The organism is Bacteroidota bacterium (assembly GCA_035506275.1).
Classification (GTDB): Bacteria; Bacteroidota; Ignavibacteria; order UBA10030; family UBA8401; genus JAGVPT01.
Window position 1 is genome coordinate 1 of the sequence record DATJPT010000015.1, and the last position, 24,798, is coordinate 24,798.

A 24,798-nucleotide genomic window follows, 5' to 3' on the forward strand; every position below is an offset into this window, starting at 1 on the left:
AAACAGTCCGCAAGGTTCGCCGCTACGTTGAACTCCCCGCCGCTGACATGGATCTGGCATTCCGTCGCCTTCCTGAATGGAATGATGCCCGGGTCGAGTCGGTGGACCAATGCTCCCACGGAAACGAAATCAAGTCCCCCCACCGCGGGTACCTTCATACCATAATTCATCGATGCTCCTCTAAGAATCTATTTTAATTCAAGCCTGAAAGTTGATTCGCAATGCTTCTCGCACACAAGAAAGGTAAAAACTGAATCGCTAACGTACTTCATTATTTTCATCGTAATACCCCTCAACTGAACTTAGGACCGGCGCGGCAAGAGATGAAGTGATGGCAATTTTTATTCGCTGAGTGTTCACGGCCGGGAAACGAGCGAGACGTGTTCTGCCGATCGTGGTGCCCGAAAAGATCTTGCCCCATGTGCCATTGTGATCTGCATAAATCTCGAACGAAGAGATCCGTTGACCGAACTCAATGACTTCATCAAGTTCTATAATATTGATATCCGCAGCCTTGTCCATCGTGATAATAATATCAGCAGCGGTGGTGTCTTTCTCCGTGGTCCAAAACGTCCCGGCGTTGTGGTCAAGACAGTTGTGAACGGAATAACTTTCATTCCTGGTATTTGAGGCTACGATGGCGGCGTTTGTGAACAGTTCATTTGCAAATATCTTCGCCAACCGAGCATGCCAATCCTGCAACCGATGAACATCGACGCTCGCAATCAAGCCATGGGAATTCGGGGGGACATTCAGGAGCAGATTGCTATTTCTACCGACAGACTTGAAGTAGATATCCACGAGTTGATCAACGGTCTTTATCTGTTCGTCTTCGGAAGCATGGTAAAACCATCCGGGCCGAATCGAGACATCGCATTGGGACGGCCACCATGTTTTCGGTTCGGCAGAATTTTGCAGAGGGTATTTTGGGGGTTGGATACTCCATTCGGTCTCGCCGGCCATTCCGTTCTCGTTTCCAACCCAACGGATATCGGGGCCTTCGATCGCGATAAGGGCACCGGGCTGATATTGGCGTATCGTCGAATAGTACTTCGGCCAATCGTACACCTGATGTTTTCCATTCGGCCCTTCGCCGTTTGCACCGTCGAACCACACCTCACTGATTTCTCCATAGTTCGTCAATAATTCGGTGAGCTGATTGCAATAAAATGCATTATAGGCATCGGTACCGTACGTCGATTCGTGCCGGTCCCACGGGGAGAGATAAAACCCGAACTTGAGGCCCTCCTTCTGGCATGCTGCGGCCACTTCTTTAACAATGTCGCCTTGACCATTCTTATAGGGGCTCTTTCTCACGGTATGTCCGGTAAACTTGCTGGGCCACAAACAAAAGCCATCGTGATGCTTGGCAGTTAAAATTAAGTACTTAAATCCGGCTTCTTTAGCCGCGGCAGCCCATTGGTCGGCATTGAAGGCCGTCGGATTAAAAAGCGCCGGGTCTTCAGTGCCGTTTCCCCATTCCTTATCCGTAAAGGTATTCATGCCGAAATGGACGAACATTTCAAGCTTACTGTTCTCCCATTGCAATTGAGTTTTCGATGGGAAAGGATGCGTGAACTCTATCGGCGGAGATTCGGCGGCATTCTTTCCGCCTCCACTGAAGACGACGACAACAATTGATGCAATGAATATTATGACGGGTGATCGCGTCACTCATTCCTCTTTTGTGATGAGTGCCCTTTATTTAGAAGTCATCAATGCAAAGCTTTCGCTCATTCTGAAGTAATGAGCAGAGCGGACGGTTTCAGCCCATCCGATGACGCCTCAAGCTGAATTGCTCCCTTTTTTTCGGTCGACTGAATAACAACGAGAGCGAGTCCATTAAAGGCCTTCCGGTAATCGGCCTTGAACGGCTCGTGATCAATCTCTGAACCGTTGTCCACTCCTGCGATCTTGCCTTCGCCGGAGATCTTAAATCGGACCAGATTTTCTGCATCGGGAACAAGAACCCCTTTTTCGTCGAGCACTTTGACCGTCACAAACGAAAGATCCCGTCCATCCGCCGCAATACGATTTCGATCGGCCTCGAGAACGATCTTTGCAGGAGAACCTGCGGTTTTCACTTCATCAGTTAACACCATTGTTCCTCTTTTGCCGATCGCCTTTAGCGTCCCCGGCTCATACGTGATCTGCCACATCAGATGCAGATCATCCGCCCCTTTTCTTCGCACGCCCATCGACTTCCCGTTAAGGAAAAGCTCGGCCTCATCGCAATTAGTGTATGCCCATACATCTATCAACTGACCCGCTTTCCAGTTCCAGTGGGGCAAAATATGCAGCACTGGTTCCTGCGTCCATTCGCTCTTGTACAAGTAGTATGCATCCTTCGGAAAACCGGCGAGGTCAAAGATGCCAAAGTAGGAACTCCTCGAAGGCCATTGATATGGAGTCGGTTCTCCCAGGTAGTCGAAGCCCGTCCAAATGAATGTTCCCGCGACAAAGTCGTTCTTCTTCACAAGTTTCCATGCTTCTTCATGCGTCGCCCCCCAGGGCACACAGACATTGTCATAAGCTGAAACCGTGTAATCCGGATTCCCGGTAACATACGATTTGTTCTTTGGAGCAGGCCAGACACGGACACTGTCCGAGGGCATATCATAGTGACCCCGGCTTTCAAGCGCTGAGGCGGTCTCAGAACCGATCAGCTTCTGTCCCGGAAAATTTGTTTGGAACGTCGGGTATTCATTTTGACCGTAGCTAAACCCGACAATGTCCAGAGCCCCGGATCGAATGACGATGTTATCCGTTTTGTGATCGCTGCAATTGGAAGTGATCGGACGCGTTGTATCCAGGTTCCGTATGATCGCGCAAAGATCCCTGGCGATCTCCGCTCCGCTTGTGTCTGTGGGATCCCACTGTTCCGGAAGTTCATTCCCGATGCTCCAGATCATGATGCTCGGGTGGTTTCGATCGCGCACAACCATATCCTCCAGATCCCGCTTATGCCATTCCGCAAAATCGAGATGATAATCGAATTTAGTCTTCGGCTTCATCCACATGTCGAAAGCCTCGTCCATCACGATGAATCCCATCTTGTCGCATAAATCCAGCAGCTCGGGCGCAGGAGGATTATGCGATGTGCGAATTCCGTTGCAGCCCATCGTCTTAAGAAGTTCAAGCTGCCGCTGCAATGCTCGCGTGTTGATCGCAGCGCCAAGACAGCCCAGATCGTGGTGATCGCAGACACCGAGTATTTTGAGCCGTTCGCCGTTCAAGATGAATCCTTTATCAATATCGAACGAAAATGTCCGAACGCCGAATGTCGTTGAATACGCATCACTCACTTTTCCGTCAACCGCAACTTCTGATTTGGCGGTATACAGAGCAGGCCGATCAACATTCCACAGCTGCGGATTTGCGATCAGAGCAGTCTGAGAAAATTCGTAAACAGAATTTTTCGGAACGACGGCGTTCGAGGCGATTCTGCCGGCCTCCCTGGAATCCTTATCGACCAGGATGGTGGACAGCGTGACCGTTTGGTCAGTATTCATTGCATTCCTGATCCTCGTCCGGATCGATACTTGTGCGCCTTCCTTGGTCACATGCGGCGTCGAGATGAACGTCCCCCAGTGATCAACAAACACTCTTGACGACTTGACAAGCCAGACGTTTCGGTAAATTCCCGAGCCGGAATACCACCGTGAGTTCGGCTGTTCAGAATTATCGACTCTCACGGCCAGCACATTCTTCTCGTTCCCGAAATTGATGAACGGAGTCAGCTCATATTCGAACGATGAGTAACCGTACGGTCTCCTTCCAAGATAGTGGCCGTTGATCCAAACTTCGCTGTTCCTGTAGATACCGTCGAAGTCAATGAAGATGAGCATTCCTTTGTTTGATTCCTCGACCGTGAACGTCTTTCGATACCACCCGACGCCGCCGGGGAGTGCTCCTCCGTCAAAGCCGGCCGGATTATCCTTGTCAAACGCTCCTTCAATGCTCCAGTCGTGAGGCAGATCCAGAAGCCTCCATGCCGAATCGTTAAATGCGGGGCTCTCGGCTCCCTGAATATCGCCGAGGTGAAAAGACCAGTTCGTGCAGAAAAGTTCGGTCTTCCTCGTACCCGAGTCGGAGTGCAGGCCCCCGATGATCACACCTGGAAACATAAAGATGGAAATGAAAAACACGATCGCCGCTTTGTACCATTGAGCATGCACGTCACGAAACAGACGGCTCGACAATGAATGCATGAGAATAATCCTTTCCGATTTATCAAAATAGTACATGTGTTAGCAGGAAATTGAAGGCACCAAAGGCAGAATGCCAGAGAAGTTCTTCACTGCGGAACCGGACCTTGATGACCTGACCAGTTGTCGGGAAAACATTTCATCGAGAACCCATCATGTCTGGCTAACTATTATTGCTGAGTCAGACTGAACAGCCCGGCGCCGTGCGCCCCTACAGTGATGGTGAAGCGTTTTTCAACGCTGCCGATGTCTCTATTGTTCCACAGATCGTGCAGAAGGCAGGGCCCTTTGAGGTCCGGCACCCACACGAATTTGAACTCTATCGTGCGCCCCTGATCCAGTAAATTGAACAGTGCGACGTAGATTTTTCCTGTCGCTGGGTCACGACCCATCCAGACAGCATCGGAGTCGTTCTTCATCACCTGGCGATTCTCCGTACTATGCTGGTCAACTGCGATGACCTCGCTGTTCTGCAGCAGTGCAATGACCCACTGCGGGGTCGTGAGCAATTCCCCGCCCATGATAAGCGGAGAACGGGCGATGCACCAGAGAGTCAACAACGTGTACGTTTCTTCCTTCGTGAACCTCGAGAGCCGATCCGGCCCGTTCGGCGATCCATTCAATGAGACGTGGCCGATGGGAAGCATGTCCGCATCAGGCCAATGCCCCTTTTTTCTCCATTCAGTCCAGGAATTCAAGAGGTCGAAGTTGTGCCTGAGATCCTTCCACGAGTCCCACATATCGTCTGCGATACGCCACATCGAAGCATTCTTCGACACGTTCTGCCCTTCAGATAAAGGCGTTTCCCCCGGCGACAGACTCAGGACCATAGGTCTGCCGCATTGATCGATCGCCTTACGTATCATTTCAATTTCACCTTTATGGTATGGACGGGCGATGTCATCGACCTTGATGAAATCAACTCCCCATTGGGCGTACAGATTGAAGATCGAATTATAGTAAGCTTGGGATCCGGGCCTCTCCGGATCCAGGCCGTACATATTGTCGTTCCATGGACAAAGGCCGGACGCCAGCGTATCAGCAGCCTCGCGGGCGGAGAACGTTGTGCCAAGGATGCGCATGTTTTTCCAGTATGCCTGTCGCGGAATTCCGCGCATGATATGGATGCCGAATTTCAGGCCCATGCCATGTACATACTCGGCGAGGGGCTTAAAACCGTTTGAGCCCGCCGCAGATGGGAATCTGTTGACCGCCGGAAGGAGTCTGCCGAATTCATCCATAGCAAGCGAATCGATCGGCTCCCCATTCTTGCGAAGATGAATGTTCGGTCCGCCTGTCGGATTAAACCAGAGATAATCGACGACGGCGTATTTCCATCCATGGGAGAGCAAATTCGCCCTTAAAAAATCAACTTCAGACCTGAACTGCGCTTCTGTGACATTACTTCCGAACGCATCGTAACTATTCCATCCCATCGGCGGAGTCGGCGCCGCCTCTTCTCCCGTATTCGAATTTAATTTTCCGGCATCTTGTGCGTTGCTTCTAACGCAAACTGCAAGGAACAACATCAAAGAGACGCACCGAAGTCGTGAACTCTTCATATGGCTCAGCCTAATGATTAGTAGATGGAAACCACCGCGTACAATGTTCCCAGGACCACGAAGACGATGGCAATTGATGCGAGAAACCCCAGGATGTCTTGCCGGTTCCACCTGTATATTTCCCAGTTTGTTCCCCGGAAAAGAAGGAGCTTCTCGGTCTGATCGGGGTGGTCAAAAGCATTCTTGAGATCAACCGCGTCCGCCTCGGGCCCAAGGCCACGGACTTTGGTCCGCATTTTCAGGAAGAAGCGAAGCGCTCTTTCATCGTGATCGGAGACAGTGAACAGCGTCACCACGACAAGAACAAGAAAGGAAAAGACCAGAGGAACGATCATCGTGATCGTTTCTAGCAAGGCGTACGGCTTATCCTGGAGATTGAATCCAAGGAAATGCAGCACGACGAGTTCAGGGAAAAAAGACCCTTGCGCAACGAAGACCCCCTTCTCGTTCATTACCGGCTGTTTGGACCAAAAGATCGCTCTCGAAGGCAATTGATACTGTTTCGAAAACGTCTCGCCGAACTTCAGTGCCGGCGGGCATTCAACAGATGCCTTATGTACAGGGTCCAATGACTCCCAATTCGCCCTCTCCTTATTCCTCAGCTCAACATCCGACTCACTCGCGGCATACGAACGCGTTACCGGCGATGGATGGGTTTCAAGAAGCATCCACGTATTTGTCCGCAACGAAGGGAATGCCGAGGGCACTGCCAGCGGAATGATGTAAAAGATGAAGAGCGTCGACACGATGGAAGACCATGCCGCCACACGCGTTGCGCGCCGCCATTTTAATCCGAGCCAAAACGCCGCCGCAAAGATAACAAAAAATGACCAGATAAATTTCAGGAGTTCAAAGACATCGTTGAACTGGAGCGCGATCATCGCCGCTCCGATCAGAAACAATCCGCCAAACATTCTGCCGGCCCAGACGTAGTGTTTCTCGCTCTTCCCCGGGACCAGAGGCCGGTAGATATTATGAAGTAACAAGCCGGAGACCGTGAGCATCAGGGAGCTTGCGGCAGACATGAGCGCAGCCATCATCGACGCCACCATCAGTCCGATCAATCCGAACCCCACAGGTCCCAAGAGGTCGTGGGTGGCGTACCCCCAGATCAGATCGGAATCCTGGACTTTCCCCGTATACAATAACGTCGCGGCAAGGCCAACAACAGCCCAGAGGATCGTGCAAAATCGCTTCATGAACACGCCGGTGACGAATCCCATTCGAGCCGAATGCTCGTCCTTTGCCGCCGCATTCGTCACAAGTTGATTGGGCTGCGTGACGACGGTGACTCCTGCGACCAAGGAGGCGGCAATGATGAAATACCAGGTAAAATCGATCAGCGAGGGGGAGCCGAATATTTCGAAGAACGACTGCGGCAAATGTTGGTGAAGTATTTTCGGAGCGGACAGAATATTACCGTCCCCGTATATGCGGGAAATTCTCGACCAGGAGAACGGGATCAAGATGACGGATAAAACGATGATGAACGAGCCCTGAAGCATGTCGGTGTAAAAGGCAGCTTCCAGCCCTCCGGTCGCGGCATACATGATCGTTATGACGCAAACGATCCACACAAGCAGCGCTTCACTGTTGTACGAAAAAAATCCTTGCGGATTCAGCAGCCGTAATTCATGAAGCCGGGCTTGTTGGGCCTCGGTGAGCAGATTGAAGTCTCTGTTTTCCAGTCCGTTCATCTCCTGAGCAAGGTCATACTCCCGCCGTTCCTGAGCGCTGTATTCGGCGACGCTTTTCGGGGTAATTGCCAGCACGGTCTTGCTCATTGCCGTGTAACCGACGGAGAGCAAACCCATCATCCCGAACGTCGCAATGAGAGCGTACGTTGCTGCCATCTTTTTTGATCCATAACGCTCCTCATAGAAATCTCCCATCGTCAACAGTCTCATCCTGCGGAGCCACGGGGAAGTTATCCAGAACACCGGCGTAAAGAATACCAGCAGAAGCGCACTCCATGCGCCGGACGCTCCGTTGTGGAAAGTTGTAGTTGCCACCCCCACGGGCTGGTCCGCCGACGTCGCCTGTCCAAAACTTGCAAATGTTTGGATCAGCTTTCCGAATTTTCTCCCTCCCAGAAGATAGTCCTCCTGGTTTTTTATTCGCAACGCCGATCGAATACCGATTGCTATGATCGCCCCGAAGTAGGCGGCGATCACGAGAAGGTCAAGGAATCGAAGACCAAACATGGCTGATTTATTCTTCTAGGTGAGCTGCAGGCTTTCGCACCTGTCGCACTGAATCGCTTTGATGCCGTCCTGTGCTCCGTTCCCAGCGAAGTTATCGACGCGCAGGCCGGCAACTTCTGAAGCATAGAGGGCGTGCTTAAAGTACGGCGTTTTCTTTTCTCCCCAATGAACGGAACAGTTTTTTAAGGAAACCTCTTTTGCATTCAATAAGTAAAACCCGGCGGTGGGAGCTTGAAGAATCCCTACGGTATCCGAGGGGCGCAGGTCGTACACGCCGCCGGCAAACTTCGTGGTCTTTGAAATTTGAAGATGAACGTCTGAAAATTCGATCCCATGGACCTTGTCGCTCTCTCCGCCGACAAAGATCCCGTTTTCGCTTCTGCACGTGATCCCTGAAAACGTCACGCGGGAAATTGCGCCGACGTTTCCTTCTGTTTGCCCTTTGGCAAACCTGACGTTGGCGTCCTTCCCTTTGCTTGCCGCTCTTTTATAAGCGGTGACAGAAATGGGTTCGGCTTTCCCCCACCAAACGTCGTCAAATAATCTTCCTTCCACTGAAATATTCTTAAAATTGATGTCTTGCATGCGCCCCTCATCCCTATTTTGGAGGCCGATCCCTCGGTTGCTGGACCGAATGGTACAATCGTGCACAAGGATATCTCGGATCGCATCGACATTCTCGCTCCCCAACTTGATCGCACACGAAGTCGAGGTGAGGAAGCAACCAGATACTACCACATGCTCCGTCGGCCCGTATTCGGCGTATTCCCTTCTCGTTTTGAAGCAAATACAATCGTCGCCGGATTCAATATCGCAGTCCTTAATAAGGACGTTTGAGGAGTGATCCAGGTCTATGCCGTCGGAGTTCCTGATTTTCAGGTCATTGTAGATCTTTACTCCGGCGATGTTCACGTTGCTGCAACCGACTAGGTGAAGACACCAATACGCGGAATTCTTGAACGTAACATCGTGGATGGAGAGCCCGGTACAATGGACGGGAGTGAATACATGTGGACGCCGGTCAAAAGTAACGAATGGCTTGAGTGCGTACGCCGCTTTCTCCTCGGGCCCCATGAAGGCGGCGCCGTTGCCATCGATGGCGCCTTTTCCGCTGATGGTCACTTCTTTCGCGTTCTCAGCGCCTATCCAGATACTCCCCTCGCCCACATTCTCTCTGAAGGCGCTCTTCGTGTACACAGATTCATCCGGGTTTGCCAGCAAGGTTGAATTTTCTTCGACGCGAAGGTTGACGAACGATTTGAGATTGAAAGGCCCGGTCAAAAATGTTTGCCCCTCAGGTACGCTCACGATTCCGCCGCCTGACCGTGAACAGTCATCGATTGCTTTTTGGATAGCGAGGGCATTGTCTGTTTTGCCGTCGCCGATCGCTCCGTATGTGGTTATGTCAAGGGTTTTCACGATGATCATTCCGGATTGGGAGGGGATATTGTTTCTCCCCAGTGTGACCGCCGTGCCCCCATCTCGAGGGTCAATGTTCCCCCTTCCAGGATCTCCCGATGACCGATCCACGCTTGATTGAATGGCCTGCCATTCAAGGTCGCCGATTGGATGAATAAATTTTTCTCAGAGAGATTCCGAGCTATGATCGTGAACGTTCCCCCCTCTTCTTCGTGCAAGGCCACTCTCGGAAAAAAAGGGGCTGTGATCAGGTAGTACGGTTGTCCGGCATTTGGATACAATCCCATCATGTGAAACGCGAGCCAGGACGACATTGCCCCCGAATCGTCATTGCCCGGGATCCCGCTTCGAGAGCTGTTATAGCACGTGTCGATAATGGACCTGATACGCTGGCTGCTGACGTCAGGTCTTCCTACCCAATGATAGAGGCACGGTGTGAGGAAATCGGGCTCGTTGCTCACGTTGTAATACCCGTTATCGAAGAATGTATCCAATCGCGATCGAAATGCATCTGTCCCCCCTGTCTTGACGATGAGCCCCTGTACGTCCTGCGGAACAAAAAGAGAATACTCCCACGAATTGCCTTCATAAAAAAAACCGCACCACCAGCAGACGCATTTCGGCCACTCCTGAGCCAAAGGTGTATACCGGACATAGGTGCCGCTCTGTCCATCGCATTCAATGCTGTCGACCCAATGTCCGGAGACGTCTTTTGGCATGATGAAGCCATGCGCCCCGTGGTCGTCAACATCTCTCCACAGGTTCTGCCAATTGCCGGACTGTTTGAGATATTGCTGATACTCCTTCATTCTGCCCAATCCTTTGGCAACTTCAGAAATGCAGAAATCGTCATAGGCGTATTCGACAGTTCTATTGCCTGCTCGAGCGTACCGGTTCGACACGTAGCCAATGGTGTTATAGTCCGCCAATCCGCCGCGTCCCTCTTTTTCCTCGTTGTCCCCCGGGGGGATCGTTGCGTCTTTTAACAACGCCTTCAATCCAAGGCTATAATCGATTCCCTTGAGGCCTTTCACGTATGCGTCTGCGATCACAACGTCAGCGTTCGAACCTCCCTGAGTTCTGCCGTTGCAGTTGCCGCTCCTTGCGTCGGGCATGTACCCGTCATGTTTGTAAATATTGAGAAGGGCGTTGACAATGTCGGTTTCCCGGCCGGGGTCGATCAGCGTAATCAGAGGAAGAGAAGATCGATAGATATCCCAGATCGCGTAGAAATCGTCGTAGTAAGGTTCAGAGGAGACCCAGAGGGGATTCTCCCCCGATCGATCGACAGGCATCAGCATCGTGTGGTACAGGGCAGTATAAAACATTTTCTTCTGATCTGATGAGGCTTCTATTTCGATCCTCCGCAACAGCCGTTCCCATGTACTGTCGGTCCGCTCCAACAATGCATCGAAATTCCAGCGCGGCGCTTCCTCTGTTATCGAATGCGCGGCCTTCAAGGCGCTTACAAAAGATACGCCGATCTTCATTTGAATGACCTCGTTCTCCGCGCCGTCAAAATAAAAGAAAGCGCCCGTCTTTTCCCCCGAATCGAATTGCGTTTTCACCCGCGGACAAATCTCCTTGCCTTTCCAAGTTCCGTATCCTGTGCAGGGATGGTCAAAGACTGCCTGAAAATAGACAGTATAGGCTTTTCCGTTGTTCCAGCCCCCTCGTATTCTGCTGTAGCCTGCGATAGTAGAGTCATTCAGAATTTGAATTTCCGACCCGACAAATTGCTGGGCTTCCCGCGAATCAGGAATCGGTTTTTCGCCAAGGAAAAAGCCGCCATCAATTTTAATTCCATGCCGGCTTTTTGCGTGAAATGTATAACGATGGAAGGCTACACTATGAGATGCCGTCAGGTCGACATTGATGTTCCATCTTTTGAGTCTGACGCCGTAGTATCCGGCATGCGCCGTTTCTTCTGTTCGAGGAGATTCCTGGGACAGCGAATCGAGGTCTCCGTTGAAAGGCATCACTGAAATATTGCCGTATTTCGGTCCTCCTCCGGTTCCGCTGACATGCACCTGGCTGAACCCAAAAATGGGCCGTAACGTGTCGGAGACATACCCGCTGTTAGCATTGAGGTCGCAGTCAGGCCCCGGCTTCACCATACCGAACGGACACGACGGTCCGACAAAAACATGTCCCTCTCCCTCGGAGCCAATGAAAGGATCAACATACGTGGTGAGCGTCTGTGCCGATGCGCCTGCGACAAAGAAGGCAATGAAAATAGAGACCCGAACAACATCTTTGCTCAGCCGCTGACAGCCTATCATGAGGTCCGAACACATGCTAACCATACCGCATCATTTATTGGGGGCATCATTTAGGCCGCTCTCACTTCGAGTCTCGGTATACCTCGGAGACCTTCACCGGCCTTTTGGCGGCAAGCGATTTCTTTGCCGCCATGCCGATCGCGACCGAGAGTAACCCGTCCATTCCCCCTACGCTCACCGGCTGATCCTGCGCGACGCATCGGCAGAATTCCTTGATCTCGTTCGCGTAGGCCTCGGTGTACCGGTCCATGAAAAAATTCAGAGGAAGGGAAGAATGAACTCCGTCTCTGCTGTAATAATCGTGGTTATCGGGAGCATTATTATCCACCTTGACCATGCCTTCCGAGCCGAAAATTTCAACCCGCTGATCATAGCCATACACAGCACGCCGGCTGTTGTCAATGACGCCGAGAGTTCCGTTCTTGAACCTCAGCGTGATCACTGCGGTATCCACATCTCCGGCCCGCCCTATCGCCTCATCGACTTTAACATCCGCCACTGCAAACACTTCGTCGACTTCGCTGCCGACAATGAAACGGGCCATGTCGAAATCGTGAATCGTCATATCGAGAAACATTCCCCCCGATACAGCAATATATTCCAGCGGAGGGGGAGCGGGGTCTCTCGAAGTGATCTTCAGGATATGCGGTTCACCGATCTTCCCGTCGAGGACCATCTGCTTGATCTTCTTGAAATTCGGGTCGAATCGTCTGTTGAATCCGACCATAAGTTTGATGCCGCACTTCTCCACCACGTCCAACGTCCTTTCGATGGCCGCCAGGTCAAGATCGATCGGCTTTTCGCAGAAGATGTGCTTCCCCGCTTTCGCCGCTTCGACGATATACCGAGCATGGGTGTCGGTAGGACTGCAGATCAATACCGCGTCGACGTCGGGGTTGTCGATCACGCGCCGGGAATCGCCGAACACTGACTTGATCGACAGACGTTCAGCGAACGACCGTGCCGCCTCAATGTTGACGTCTGCGATCGCCGCAATTTCTGCTTCGGGAATGCTTCGGGCGATGGTTTCGGCGTGAACTTTTCCGATGCGCCCGATGCCAAGTACGCCTATTTGAATTTTCTTCATCATGATATCCAGGTTTTTCTGAATTTATAGTCCGAGTGATTTGATATACTCACGGTTACGCCGCGCGCATACTTTGGGGTTGCCCATGCCGGGCAGGACATCTTGTTCGACCACGATCCAGCCTTCATACATCGTCCGCTGCAGTTGCTGAACGATCGCAGGAAAATCGACGGATCCCTTTCCAAGCTCGCAAAATACTCCATGCCTGACCGATTCAAAATAGTCCAATGTATTCTGCCGAGCCAGGGCGGCGATTCGATCGTCGCAGTCTTTGAAGTGAACGTGCCAGATACGGCGGCCGTATTTTTTTAAGGCCAGAATTGGGTCTCCTCCGCCAAATTTGTAATGCCCGGCATCGAGTACCAATCCGAGCAGATCGGGATCGGTAGAGTTCATCAGGATCTCCACCTCATCGGGCGTCTCAATATACCCGCCGCAATGATGATGGAAGACGGTCCGCAATCCCGTTTCTTTTTTCACTTGCCGGGCAACGCGCTCAGCGCCATCGCAGAAAATTTTCCACTCCTTTTCCGTCAGAGCTAATTCGCGGGTGATGCGCCCCGCATTCTTCGTGCGCACGGGTATCGTTCCGTTCTCGTCGGCCAGAACGATGAACGCATCGCGATACCCGGCGTCCTTCATTAACGATGCCGTTCGCACTGCGGTCTCGACCCCCGCTTTGTGCTTCTTTTCGTCCTTCAATAACACGGGGACAAAAGCGCCGACCATCTTCAATCCCCGCTTCTCAAGCTCGGACCGCAGCCGCGCAGGTTGTGACGGCATAAAACCCCAGTCGCCGAGTTCTGACCCGTCGTATCCTGTTTCCTTTATTTCATCGAGCACCTGGTCGTAGGCAGGCGCTTTTCCTTCAAGTTCAAATTCAAGCACACCCCACGAGCAAGGTGCGTTCGCTATGCTGATCATTGCCATTGATGTCTTTCGTTCACGTTCATTTAAAATTTTCTAGACCATTCTTCATGCCAGCGTTCAATAACTACTTTTGTCTGAGTGAAAAATTCTACCGCGTGCCTCGATTGCCCATGAAGATCGCCAAAGAACGACTCCTTCCAGCCGCTGAAGGGGAAGAACGCCATCGGGGCCGGAACTCCAATGTTGATTCCGACATTTCCGGCCAACACGTCACTCCTGAACTTGCGGGCCGCCGATCCGCTTGTTGTGAAGATGCAGGCAGCGTTTCCATACCTCCCTTGGTTGATGAAGTCAATGGCATCCTCGAGAGTCTCCACATATTTCAAGTTCATCACAGGGCCGAAAATTTCAGTCATGGCCGCAGCGGAGTCCGGAGGGGCCTCTTCAATGATGGTCGGCTGGATATAGTGCCCCTTCTCGAAACCGGCGATCGAGGTATTCCTTCCATCCACCAAAACGTGAGCCCCTTTGTTCTTTGCCTCTTCTATGATCGATTCAATCCTGTTCTTGCTCTCCGAGGTGATGATCGCCCCCATCTGTGCTTTCTTGTCGAGTCCATACCACGTCGCCTTGGACCTGGCTGCCTCAACAAGCTGATCCTTGAACTTTTCCACGGCATCTCCCACAAGGATGACCGTTGAAGCTGCCAGGCATCGCTGCCCGGCGCAGCCATAAACGCTGTCCGCAATAATCCCAGTGGTGGTTTTAGGGTCCGCATCACCCATGACAACCAAGGGGTTTTTCGCCCCTCCCTGCGCCTGTACTCTCTTGCCATTCTCGGTTCCTTTTGCGTACACATATCGTGCTATGGTTGTGGACCCAACAAAACTGACGGCCTTGATCTCGTCATGATGCAAGATAGCGTCGACGGTCTCCTTCGCGCCGTGCACCAGGTTCAGTACGCCTTTAGGCAGCCCCACCTCTTCAAGGATCTCAAAAATACGCGACATCGTTCCCGCCACTTTTTCCGAAGGTTTCACGATGTACGTGTTGCCGCATGCGATCGCGTACGGAAAGAACCAAAAAGGGATCATCACGGGGAAATTGAACGGAGTAATGCAGGCTGCAACTCCCAAAGGCTGGCGGATCACAAATTCGTCGATGCCGGTTGAAATGTTTTCCGAGAATTCCCCCTGCATCAACAGAGGTATCCCGCATGCCACCTCGACGTTTTCGACCGCCCTTACAATTTCAGCTTTTGATTCGGCGAAGGTTTTGCCGCATTCTCTCGTGCAGATCGTCGCGATCTCATCGGCGTTTCGCTCCAACACCGCCTTCATTCCGAAGAGGTATTGAATCCTCTTTTCTGCCGGTACATTTCTCCAGGGATTGAATGCGCGTGCGGCCGCTCTTGCTGCGAGTTCGACATCTTCTTCGTTGCCGCGCGGGACCTGCCAGATCATCTCTCCGGTGCCGGGGTCTTCTACGGCAATGCGATCGCTCGACGTGCTGTCGATCCACTTCCCGTCAATGTAGTTCTTGAGAGTCTTCATCTCTTTTTATCAAAGGTAGTAGTTCTGCGTTTTCTTGTTCTCCGCATATATCCGGCGCGCCTCCTTGACAGAGTCCATTTCCGACACTTCTGCAACCGCGACATCCCACCAGGCATAACCGTCTATTCCTTTTTTCAAATCGGTATTGATGCAAATGACCGTTGTGCGATCGGATTGCTTCGCGCGTTCGAGGCCTTTCCGAAGGGAGGCGATCGTATCTGCTTCGATGACCTGTGCCCCGAGACTCCGTGCATTCGCCGCGAAGTCGACCGGCAGCTGCATGCCGTCCAATTCGCCCGTCGTCCGGTTCCGCATTCTGTATTCCGTTCCGAACCGTTGGCTGCCGACCGATTCCGAAAGCGAGCCGATGCTTTTGAAACCGTTATTATTCAGCAGGATGATCGTGATTTTGATACCTTCCTGGACGGAAGTAATTATTTCATGGTTGTTCATCAGGTAGTTGCCGTCGCCAACCATGACGTAGATTTCTCTGTCCGGGCAAGCCATTTTCGCTCCAAGACCCGCAGCTATTTCGTATCCCATTGTCGAGTAACCGTATTCCAAATGGAACGATTTACTGTCCTTCGTCCGCCAGAGCTTGTGCAGGTCACCCGGCAAACTCCCTGCAGCGCAGAGGACGACATCCCTGGGACCGGAGAAGTCGTTGACCGCCCCCACGACTTCAGATTGAGTGACCGGCATCTCCCCCTTCTCTCTATAATAAGCGCTGACTCTTTCATCCCACGACGAGTTGAAGGCGGCTGCTTTCTGATGCCATTGTTCATTGACCTTGTAATTTCCGAGCAAATCTATAATTTCTTCGAGACAAACTCGCGCGTCCCCGACCATTGGCAGCGCCGAATGCTTATACGCGTCAAACTCGGCAACATTGATATTGATGAATCTCACCTCAGGATTCTGAAAAGCGGTCTTAGAAGCCGTCGTAAAATCGGTATAGCGAGTGCCGATGCCGATCACAAGGTCTGCTTCTCTTGACATTGCAACCGCCCCCAGCGTTCCGGTGACGCCGATCGCTCCGACATTTTCAGGCAAATTGTACGGGAGTGCGCCTTTCCCCGCGAACGTTTCTGCGGCCGGCATGCCGGTTTCCTTGATGAACTTTCTGAGGAGGTTTTCAGCGCCGCTGTAGATCGTTCCGCCGCCGGCAATGATCATAGGCTTCTTTGAATTTCTGATGAGCTCAACTCCTCTTCTTATCATTTCGCGGTCGGGGCGAATTCGCGGGATCGTCCACACACGCTTGCGGAAGAGCTGGAGAGGAAAATCGAATGCTTCCGCCTGAACATCCTGCGGGATCGCGAGAACCACGGTCCCCGTATCAGCCGGTGAGACAAGAACTCTCATTGCTTCGGGGAGCGAGGTAATCAGTTGTTCAGGCCGAGAGAGCCGATCCCAATATTTTGCGACAGGCTTGAAGCAATCGTTGACTGAAATATCCTGCATTCCGGAGCTTTCGAGCTGCTGAAGAACCGGCGACACGTTTCGCGCAGCAAAAATGTCCCCCGGGATAAGGAGCACCGGCAGTCTGTTGATCGTCGCGGCGGCGGCGCCGGTGATCATGTTCGTGGCACCAGGGCCGATTGAGGAGGTGCAGACGAAGGTGCTCAATCGATTTTTCATTTTTGCATATGCGGCAGCGGTGTGTACCATCGACTGCTCATTGCGGGTTTGGTAGTATCTAAAATCCTTGTTCTGCTGAAGCGCTTGCCCAATCCCGGCGACATTCCCGTGGCCGAAAATCCCGAAACATCCGGCGAAAAATTGATTTTCGACGCCGTCGCGTTCAACGTATTGGTGTTTAAGAAATCTGATCGCCGCCTGCGCGGCTGTCAATCGGATCGTTTCCATTTAGAAACCTCCGTTGGATTCTATAAAGTCCGTTGCTTCCTGGAACGTCGGATTAAAGTTGGCGCACCCGTGTTTCGTCACTAAGATAGCGCCGCAGGCATTACCAAGCCTGCAGCATCGATACCAATCCCAGCCGTGCAGGAAACCGTACATGAAGCCGGCCGCGAATGCGTCTCCCGCTCCGAGAATGTTCACGACATCGACACGGAACCCCGGCACATCAATAACGCTACCGTCTTTAAGGAAGACCGATGAACCCTTCGCACCGCGCTTGATCACCAGGGCTTCGACACTGCTCTTGAGGATCGCCTTGATCGCTTCATCGATGCTTCCGGTGATCTCGGGGGCGGAAATCTGCTGATTCGTGATCTTTATCTGTGAAGGGTCTTTGACCATGGTCGCGAGAATTTCCTCTTCCGTACCGATTGCCAGTCTGCAGTAGTTGAGGAACGCGCGGGCCGTGACGCCGTAGGCGCGCGGATCGTGCCATTGATCGGCCCTGAAATCCAGGTCGATCAGCACCGGCACTTCGTTTTCAAGCGCTTGCTCCGCCGCGAAGAATGCCGCCGACCGGCTCGGTTCGACGTTCAGCGCGGTGGCGGATACTTCCAGCAAACGTGCGCCGGCGATATCCGCCCTCACGACATCGTCGATATTCAATTTGGAATCGGCGCAGTTGTCGCGGTAATAGACCAGCGGGAAATTATCCGGAGGCTGAATTCCCAGGATGACGGCGCTTGTCCGGGCATTTTTCTTGACCGGTATGAACGCTGTTTCGACCCCTTCGGTGCGAAGAAAATTCAGTACGAATTTTCCCACCATGTCATCCCCCACAGCGGTGAGCAGGGCTGAATGTAATCCAAGCCGTTTCGCGCCGACGGCAATATTCAGCGGCGATCCGCCGACAAATGCTCCAAACTCTTTGATCTCTTCAAACGGACTTCCGATGTTGTTGCTGTACAGGTCGATCGAGGAGCGGCCGTACGTTATCACATCATATTTTTTCATAGAAAAGCTGCCTTCATTTATTCATCCCCAAGGTGACAAGAGGTATCCGGGGATCCATGCTTTTCCAGGTCCCGTAAATCCATTCGTGATCGGGGTCGTCGCTTTTAGCCAGTGACTGATCGGTCCCGGCTAAAAAGTTCAAATAGTACGCGTTGTACCCAAACGCGGCTGAAACCGGATGGTATCCTTTCGGCACAAGAACCACGTCGTCCGAATGGGGCTCCGCCAGTTCATTGAGACTCCGGTCATCCGTGTATATTTTTTGGATCGCAAATCCCTGAGGCTTGTCGAATTTATAGAAGTAGACCTCCTCCAGTTGGGCTTCCGCAAGAGCTCCTTTTTGGTCAAACGTGCGGACATCGTGTTTGTGCGGAGGATACGAGCTCCAGTTTCCCGAAGGGGTATACACTTCAACACAGACCAGACGATGGCAGGCCGAGCCGGGGGGGAGAATCGAATTGATTTGCCTGGAGGCATTGTCCCCGCCGCGGAATTCAATGCCTAGCTCCTGTACATCCTCCGGCGTTATGAGTCGCCCAGGAAACTGCGCATCCCCTTTTGTATAACCGAATGCGATGTCGACTTCGGCGCTTGCTGCTTCAAGGATGAATTCGGTTTCAGGAGGGAAGTACGCGGCATGCGGAAGTCCGCTGAAGACATTTGCGCGTCCCTTTTCGGTGCTCCATTTCCCCCATTTTGACGAGAGCGTGAACTTTCCACCCAGCAGAACCACGCATAATTCGTCGTCACCGGTGCCGTGCTCCCATCGCTCCCCCTTTTTCATCCGGCGAGCACCGAAACTCAGATAATTCCAGCCGGCTGTTTGTGCCGGAATTTCATGATAGCCGCGAGATCCTCCATGGTCCGGATGAACCAGCAATTTACACTTCGGATCAATTTTCATGGTTTTCTAAAATTAATGATTCACATTTCTGTCTGACGAAATTTCTCAATTCCTCCATGTATATTCTTCCCGGCAAAACAAGATCGAATAATTCGGGGGATCCTTTAAAAAATTCCCTGTGAACTCTCGTCCAGAGAAGCCTCGCATCGGTTGCAACATTTACCTTCGTGATGCCGTGCCGAACGGCTTCTAAGAGTTGTTCAGTGGTAATTCCTCTCGCTTTGGAGCTCAATTTCCCTCCAGCATCGTTGATGCGGGAGATTTCATCGAGCGGGACTCCCGAGGCGCCGTGCAGGACGAGAGGGTACCGCGGAAGGAGCGTCTGAATCCGTTCGAGGATCGAAAAATTCAGCCCCTCCTCGCCTTCGAGCTTGTACGCGCCGTGGCTCGTCCCGACAGCGACCGCAAGACTGTCGCAGTTGGTCCGGCCGACGAATTCCGCGGCCTGATCGGGGTTGGTGTACCTCCCTTTCTCCGGACCTTGCGTGTTTTCATCTTCTTTGCCCCCCAATATCCCCAATTCGGCTTCGACGGCAATTCCCGCCTCGTGTGCCCGCTGTACTACCTGAGAAGTTATCCGGATGTTTTTTTCAAAAGGTTCGGCCGAAGCATCGATCATGACAGAATCGTAGAATCCCGTTTCGATCGCACGATTGCAAGATTCGAAGTTTCCGTGGTCCAGATGAACGGAAAACTCCACATGACCATAGACCTCATGCGCCGCGTTTATCATTGCCTCCAGGAATTTCTCGTTCATGTAACCCTGAGCAACCGGAGTGATCTGAAGAATCACCGGCCGGGCGGACTGCGAAGCGCCTGCGAAAACTCCGTGAATCTGCTCAGCGTTGAAAACGTTAAAAGCAGCTATTCCATATTTCCCGTAAGCCTCACGAAGTAATTCTATTGTCTTTCGTTTCACGAGCGTTCTTTCTTTCACACAGACGTATGAGTTCCACCCACGGCCGGCCAATTAATTTTCGGCACCGGGATCGCGCGCCATGGTAAATTCCAGGACCCCTCCATGGACAAGGTCTGAATGGCTGAGTTGGAAATTCTCCACGGATGTTTGGCCGAAATGAATTGCGCTGACATGATTCGTCCCCTCGGAGGCCCCTTTCGCACGTATGATCAATTTCTTGCCCTCCGGGAGATCCACAACCGATTCTTCAAATGCGGGAGCGGTCAATACATACTCTTGGCTCGACGGACATACCGGGTACATGCCAAGCGATGCAAAAATGTACCAGGCAGAGATCTGGCCCGCGTCGTCGTTTCCGCTTAAGCCCCCCGGGGTATTGTCGTACTCTTCATTGAGAATTTGCCGCACAACATTCCGGGTCTTCCATGGTTCGCCCGAGTAAACATACAAAAACGGCACCTGCTGATCCGGTTCGTTGCCGTGCCAGTATTGACCACTTGCGAAAAACTGATCTAGGCTCTCGTTGAATTTTTCTTTTCCCCCCATGAGCCTCATTAAGCCAATGACGTCCTGCGGCACATACCACAAATATTGCCCCGGCGTCCCCTCGGTGATGTAGGGCATGCGGGCCGTTCGGCTGAAATCTTTAGTGAATGTTCCGTCAATAGATCTTCCGGAAACACACGCGACCCGAGCATCATAGACGTTCCTGTAGTTCCTGGATCTTTCAAGAAAATATGTGTAGTCGTCTTCTTTCCCCATTTTCTTCGAGATCTGGCTGAGCGCGAAATCATCGTACGCGTATTCAAGCGTGCGCGACACTTGTTCTCCGCGATGGAAAGATTCATTCACGCTGTCTTCCAGGGGAATGAAACCGTACTTGATGTACGATCGTAGCGCCCGGACCCCTTTGCCGTCTAAGTATTCGCGGTACTCGTTTGGAGTCTCCGTCGCATTTTTTTTCAAATACGAATAATCCTTTTCAGTCAGCGTCACTACATTCTTGACGTATGCGTCGGCAACGACCGAGATGGCGTGATCTCCGATCATTTCAGCAGTGTAACTGTTCCAGCAGGGGTATATCGGAAGCCAGCCTCCCTCCTCTGCCTTCAACAACAGCGATCGGACCATATCGGCATTGATCTCCGGTATCACGAGGTTGAAAAGGGGATGCAATGCCCTGTAGGTATCCCACAATGAAAAATCACAATAATATGTATGATCGCCGGAATTGCAGATCGAATCCCCTCCTGCAAAGCTTGGATACGATCCGTCAACATCGTTATACGTTCTCGGCAGAATGAAGGCGTGATACAGCGCAGTGTAGAAGTTCGTTCGGGATTTCATCGAACCGCCGCGCACCTGCACCTTTGAGAGCATGGCATCCCACCTTGTTTTCAGCCTCTCTTTCGCCGCGTCGAAATCCAAACCATTGGTTTCCCGCTCCAGGTTCTTTCTCGCTTCTTCCGCACTCGTAAACGATGTTCCGATCTTGACGGTTATATTCTCGCTCGGAGCGAGCGCGAACGAGACAAAACCGCCGCTCTTTTTCAGATTCGAAATTTCACGGTTGCCAGTTTGCCTGGTTGAATCGTGATAGACACCGTACGATGCAAAGCCCCGGCTGAACTGCGCGACGAAATATCCGCAAAACCCCGCTCTTTTCCCCCATCCCTGGTAGATTCTATGGACAGGGTTAAATCCGACGATCTCCTTCTTCTCGGGGATGATGACGAGAGAACCTTCTCCAAAATCACTATTGGGTTCAATGAAAATGGTACCGCGATCAGATCGGCCGAACGTGAATCTCAACAGCCCGCATCTCGTCGTCGCTGTGATCTCTGTTCGGATATTGTATTTCTCCAAGAACACGCTGTAATAATACGGACTTGAGATCTCGTTGTCGTGGAAATAGCGTGAAGCGCGTTTCTCCGTGAGGCAGTTCACGCTGCCGGTGACGGGCATGAGGGTGAAACTCCCGTAATCCTGCGTACAAGAACCGCTCAACCAGTGGGTACCCCGAAATCCCGAGATGAGTGTGTCACTATAATAATACGGCGCAACACATTTCGCTTCGGTCACTCTCGTTTGTGGGGTCCAATTTGTCATACCGAACGGTACGGTGACTTCCGGAATCACTTGCGCGTTATTTTCAGTCCCTTCCCCGTGCCGTAATGCGCTGATGGTGCGAGAGGGCGCCGTTCCAATGAGCGGGTTGACGACGTCGGCAAGCGAACTCTGCGTGGTGGTAGATCTGTCTCCTGCACCGAAATTCAACGCCGCGATGAGAGAAAGGATCGCAATGGGAGGCCTTTTCATGTTATCGAATCATCATGCGCGCATGTATGTCGTCGCGTCGAAATTATCTGCCGGCTGGAACTGTGACGCGGAAGCCAGCACAATCGTATGATCCGCGTAAAGAACGCGGCTATTATTTCTTCCCTGTAGCGTCCGCTTGCCGGATTCTACCCTTCGCGTCCGTTCCGTCGCCGGGCGCCGTCTTCTCAGTAAGATCGTCCACTCGAAAATTTTGCCCGGATCTTTTTGCGATGGAGTGTCTTTCGATGATCTTATGTTCAAGGATGACGCGCTCGACGAGGGGGGTTGAAGGGCTGTTGATCTGCTTTACCAATAAACTCGCTGCAGCTTTTCCAATTTCGTATGCCGGCATTTGAACCGTCGTGAGGGGTATTCTGACGTACTCGCCGAAATCGATATTGTCGAAGCCCATCACAGAAACATCGTCCGGGACATCAACCCCCAGGTCGGTCAGAGCGTTTATCAGCCCGATCGCAACGAGGTCGTTGTAACAAAATACTGCGGTCGGAGGATCGGCATTTCCCGAGAACAGATGCTTCCCGGCTTGATATCCGTCGGGAATGTAGGGTTCAACAGCGACAATATAATTCTTGCTGATCGGAATGCCGTGATCACTCAGCGCCTGCTTGTAGCCTTCAAGCCTTCTCTGCCCATGACCGGAATGAACCGGACCGCCAAAGTGTGCGATCTTTGTATGACCGTGGCGAATTAATAAACTTACAGCATCATAAGCAGCTTTTGCGTTGTCGATGTCCACGACGTTGGTTGGGTAGTTGGTGACAATACCGAGAATGACCAACGGATAATTATCTTTCAGGAGGTCAATCAGATAGGAAAAATTAGACCCTTCGCTCTGCAACGGTGAAATGATCAGCCCATCCACGCGTTTGCTGACCAATGTCTTGATGATCTCCGCCTCTTTCCCGGCAGATAGTTCCGAACTTCCCAGAAGCACTGAATAGCCGAGCTCTGAACACGAATCATATACCCCGCGCATCAGTCTGCTGAAATAAGGATTATCGATTTCTTTGATGATAAGGCCGATACTTCTTGTCTCCCGCGCAGCGAGAGACTGTGCGATCTGACTGGGGTTATAGCGGTACTTCTCGATTACCTCAAGCACTTCGCGCCGTATTTTTTCCGACACCCCCGGCTTGTTGTTCAGCACCAGGGAAACGGTGGACTTTGACACACCGGCAAGTTTGGCAATATCGGAGATAGTCAGGCGCATACGAGTATTAGGCATTTGAACTTCTTGCTCACTGAGTCGAAAGACAGGTTGGGCACATAAAATATACTAAACCGGTTTAGTATAATCCATGAACAATCCCCGTCTCCTCAGTGAATTCGGAAAAAAGAGACTTTTTTGCTCTTGTGGGCAGCAGCTAAATTTTTATAAACCACTTTCGGCGCCACATAATCCAGGCAATGAGATACATCAACAGCATGAAGGAAATTGCGTACACAAGCGAAGCGTTGATGGGGCTGACGATCTGCAGCAACAGGTTTTGATAGATGTAACTTCGCAGGGAGATCGTTGCGCCCGACGACTCCCATTCGATGATCGCCAGGAGTTTTGCCACAATATCCGATAGGAAATACACCGAGATCGCATTCATGCCATAGATAACGAACGGGATCGCCCACTTCTTAAAGCCGCGTATATCAATGAACCAATAGAGAATCCCGAAGCACACGAGGTCTATTCCGGTCATGAATACGGCATAAGAACTCGTCCACAAGTTTTTGTTGATCGGCATCCAGATTCCAAGAACTGCACCGACAAGAGTTAGAACGACTCCTGCAGCCAACATCCAGTTCGCTTTGCTCTTTTGAGGTTTGTCGGACCGCAGCCATTGACCTGTTAGGGCGCCAAAAAGCGTGGTTGCGATCGCCGGGATGGTACTCACAAGACCTTCGGGGTCAAAACCCGGAGTCGGTGCATAGACGTACGTGTGACCTTTGAACAAATGTGAATCCACATACCACTCCAAACTCCCCGCCGGCTGCAGCACCCCAGCGCCGTAGCCGGGAACCGGTATCAATTCCAACATGAGCCAGTAAGCAACGACCAATCCAATTGCCCAGACGGCTTGTCCCCGTATTTTGCAATTCAACAGGATCAGAGAGACAACGAGATAGCATGCGGCGATGCGCTGCAGCACTCCCGGGATGCGAACGGTCGAAGGGAAAAAGAAAGGGAAGTTGTTATAAGAGATCGCATTGAGAACAATTCCGAGAAGAAAAAGAACCGCCGTGCGCTTAAGAACATGGCCATAGAGAGCTTTCTTTTGAGAAGCATCATGAGCGCGACGGCTGAATGAAAAAGTCATCGCCACTCCTACTACGAACAGAAAGGTCGGAAAGACCCAATCAGCAAATGTGCATCCGTTCCATGGAGCATGTTCTATTTGAGTATAGACCTCCGAACCCGGTCCATGATTGTTGACCATCATCATGCCGGCAATTGCCATTCCGCGAAGCACATCGAGGGAAACAAGCCGCCCGCCTTTTTCAGAAGCGGTATTTTCGATCTGTTGTGTCATAGTCAGTCAAACGCTAATGCTTACCCGTGATATTCAAAGTGATGCGGC

At 51.8% G+C, this 24,798-nt stretch carries 17 protein-coding genes; all 17 read right to left on the bottom strand.

Going from position 1 to position 24,798, the window contains the following annotated elements; translation table 11 throughout:
- Nucleotides 1-170 (bottom strand): sugar kinase (locus VMF88_11525; protein ID HTY11688.1); only part of this gene is annotated, 170 nt, incomplete at its 3' end.
- An 88-nt stretch (nucleotides 171-258) separates the two neighbouring features.
- Nucleotides 259-1,674, bottom strand: a complete 1,416-nt coding sequence (locus VMF88_11530) for an alpha-L-fucosidase (GenBank protein HTY11689.1) — start codon at nucleotides 1,672-1,674, stop codon at nucleotides 259-261.
- A 59-nt stretch (nucleotides 1,675-1,733) separates the two neighbouring features.
- Entirely contained in the window at nucleotides 1,734-4,211 is a 2,478-nt protein-coding gene (gene galB, locus VMF88_11535) for a beta-galactosidase GalB (protein HTY11690.1), read from the bottom strand.
- A 167-nt stretch (nucleotides 4,212-4,378) separates the two neighbouring features.
- A complete protein-coding gene (locus VMF88_11540) occupies nucleotides 4,379-5,770 on the bottom strand; it encodes a glycoside hydrolase family 27 protein (protein HTY11691.1) in 1,392 nt (463 codons plus the stop codon).
- 17 nt (nucleotides 5,771-5,787) lie between these two features.
- Entirely contained in the window at nucleotides 5,788-7,974 is a 2,187-nt protein-coding gene (locus VMF88_11545) for a sodium:solute symporter family protein (protein HTY11692.1), read from the bottom strand.
- Nucleotides 7,975-7,989: 15 nt separating this feature from the next.
- A complete protein-coding gene (locus VMF88_11550) occupies nucleotides 7,990-9,393 on the bottom strand; it encodes a glycosyl hydrolase family 28 protein (GenBank protein ID HTY11693.1) in 1,404 nt (467 codons plus the stop codon).
- Nucleotides 9,394-9,398: 5 nt separating this feature from the next.
- Complete coding sequence (locus tag VMF88_11555) at nucleotides 9,399-11,699, bottom strand: GH92 family glycosyl hydrolase (GenBank protein HTY11694.1); 2,301 nt, start codon at nucleotides 11,697-11,699, stop codon at nucleotides 9,399-9,401.
- 37 nt (nucleotides 11,700-11,736) lie between these two features.
- On the bottom strand, nucleotides 11,737-12,762 hold the full coding sequence (iolG, locus tag VMF88_11560; protein ID HTY11695.1) for an inositol 2-dehydrogenase: 1,026 nt from the start codon (nucleotides 12,760-12,762) through the stop codon (nucleotides 11,737-11,739).
- A 24-nt stretch (nucleotides 12,763-12,786) separates the two neighbouring features.
- On the bottom strand, nucleotides 12,787-13,692 hold the full coding sequence (locus VMF88_11565) for a sugar phosphate isomerase/epimerase (GenBank protein HTY11696.1): 906 nt from the start codon (nucleotides 13,690-13,692) through the stop codon (nucleotides 12,787-12,789).
- Nucleotides 13,693-13,715: 23 nt separating this feature from the next.
- Nucleotides 13,716-15,185, bottom strand: coding sequence for a CoA-acylating methylmalonate-semialdehyde dehydrogenase (locus tag VMF88_11570; GenBank protein HTY11697.1), 1,470 nt, complete (start codon nucleotides 15,183-15,185; stop codon nucleotides 13,716-13,718).
- A gap of 9 nt (nucleotides 15,186-15,194) precedes the next feature.
- Nucleotides 15,195-17,054, bottom strand: coding sequence for a 3D-(3,5/4)-trihydroxycyclohexane-1,2-dione acylhydrolase (decyclizing) (iolD, locus tag VMF88_11575; protein ID HTY11698.1), 1,860 nt, complete (start codon nucleotides 17,052-17,054; stop codon nucleotides 15,195-15,197).
- A complete protein-coding gene (gene iolC, locus VMF88_11580) occupies nucleotides 17,055-18,062 on the bottom strand; it encodes a 5-dehydro-2-deoxygluconokinase (protein ID HTY11699.1) in 1,008 nt (335 codons plus the stop codon).
- A 13-nt stretch (nucleotides 18,063-18,075) separates the two neighbouring features.
- Nucleotides 18,076-18,966, bottom strand: a complete 891-nt coding sequence (iolB, locus tag VMF88_11585; protein ID HTY11700.1) for a 5-deoxy-glucuronate isomerase — start codon at nucleotides 18,964-18,966, stop codon at nucleotides 18,076-18,078.
- Nucleotides 18,956-19,885 (bottom strand): class II fructose-bisphosphate aldolase, encoded by a 930-nt coding sequence (locus VMF88_11590; protein HTY11701.1) that lies wholly within the window; start codon nucleotides 19,883-19,885, stop codon nucleotides 18,956-18,958. The genes iolB and VMF88_11590 overlap by 11 nt, the downstream gene beginning before the upstream one ends.
- Nucleotides 19,886-19,936: 51 nt before the next feature.
- Nucleotides 19,937-22,204, bottom strand: a complete 2,268-nt coding sequence (locus VMF88_11595) for a GH92 family glycosyl hydrolase (protein ID HTY11702.1) — start codon at nucleotides 22,202-22,204, stop codon at nucleotides 19,937-19,939.
- Between the two features lie 112 nt (nucleotides 22,205-22,316).
- Complete coding sequence (locus tag VMF88_11600) at nucleotides 22,317-23,450, bottom strand: LacI family DNA-binding transcriptional regulator (protein ID HTY11703.1); 1,134 nt, start codon at nucleotides 23,448-23,450, stop codon at nucleotides 22,317-22,319.
- Between the two features lie 139 nt (nucleotides 23,451-23,589).
- Nucleotides 23,590-24,750 (bottom strand): heparan-alpha-glucosaminide N-acetyltransferase domain-containing protein, encoded by a 1,161-nt coding sequence (locus tag VMF88_11605; GenBank protein ID HTY11704.1) that lies wholly within the window; start codon nucleotides 24,748-24,750, stop codon nucleotides 23,590-23,592.
- Nucleotides 24,751-24,798: the final 48 nt, after the last annotated feature.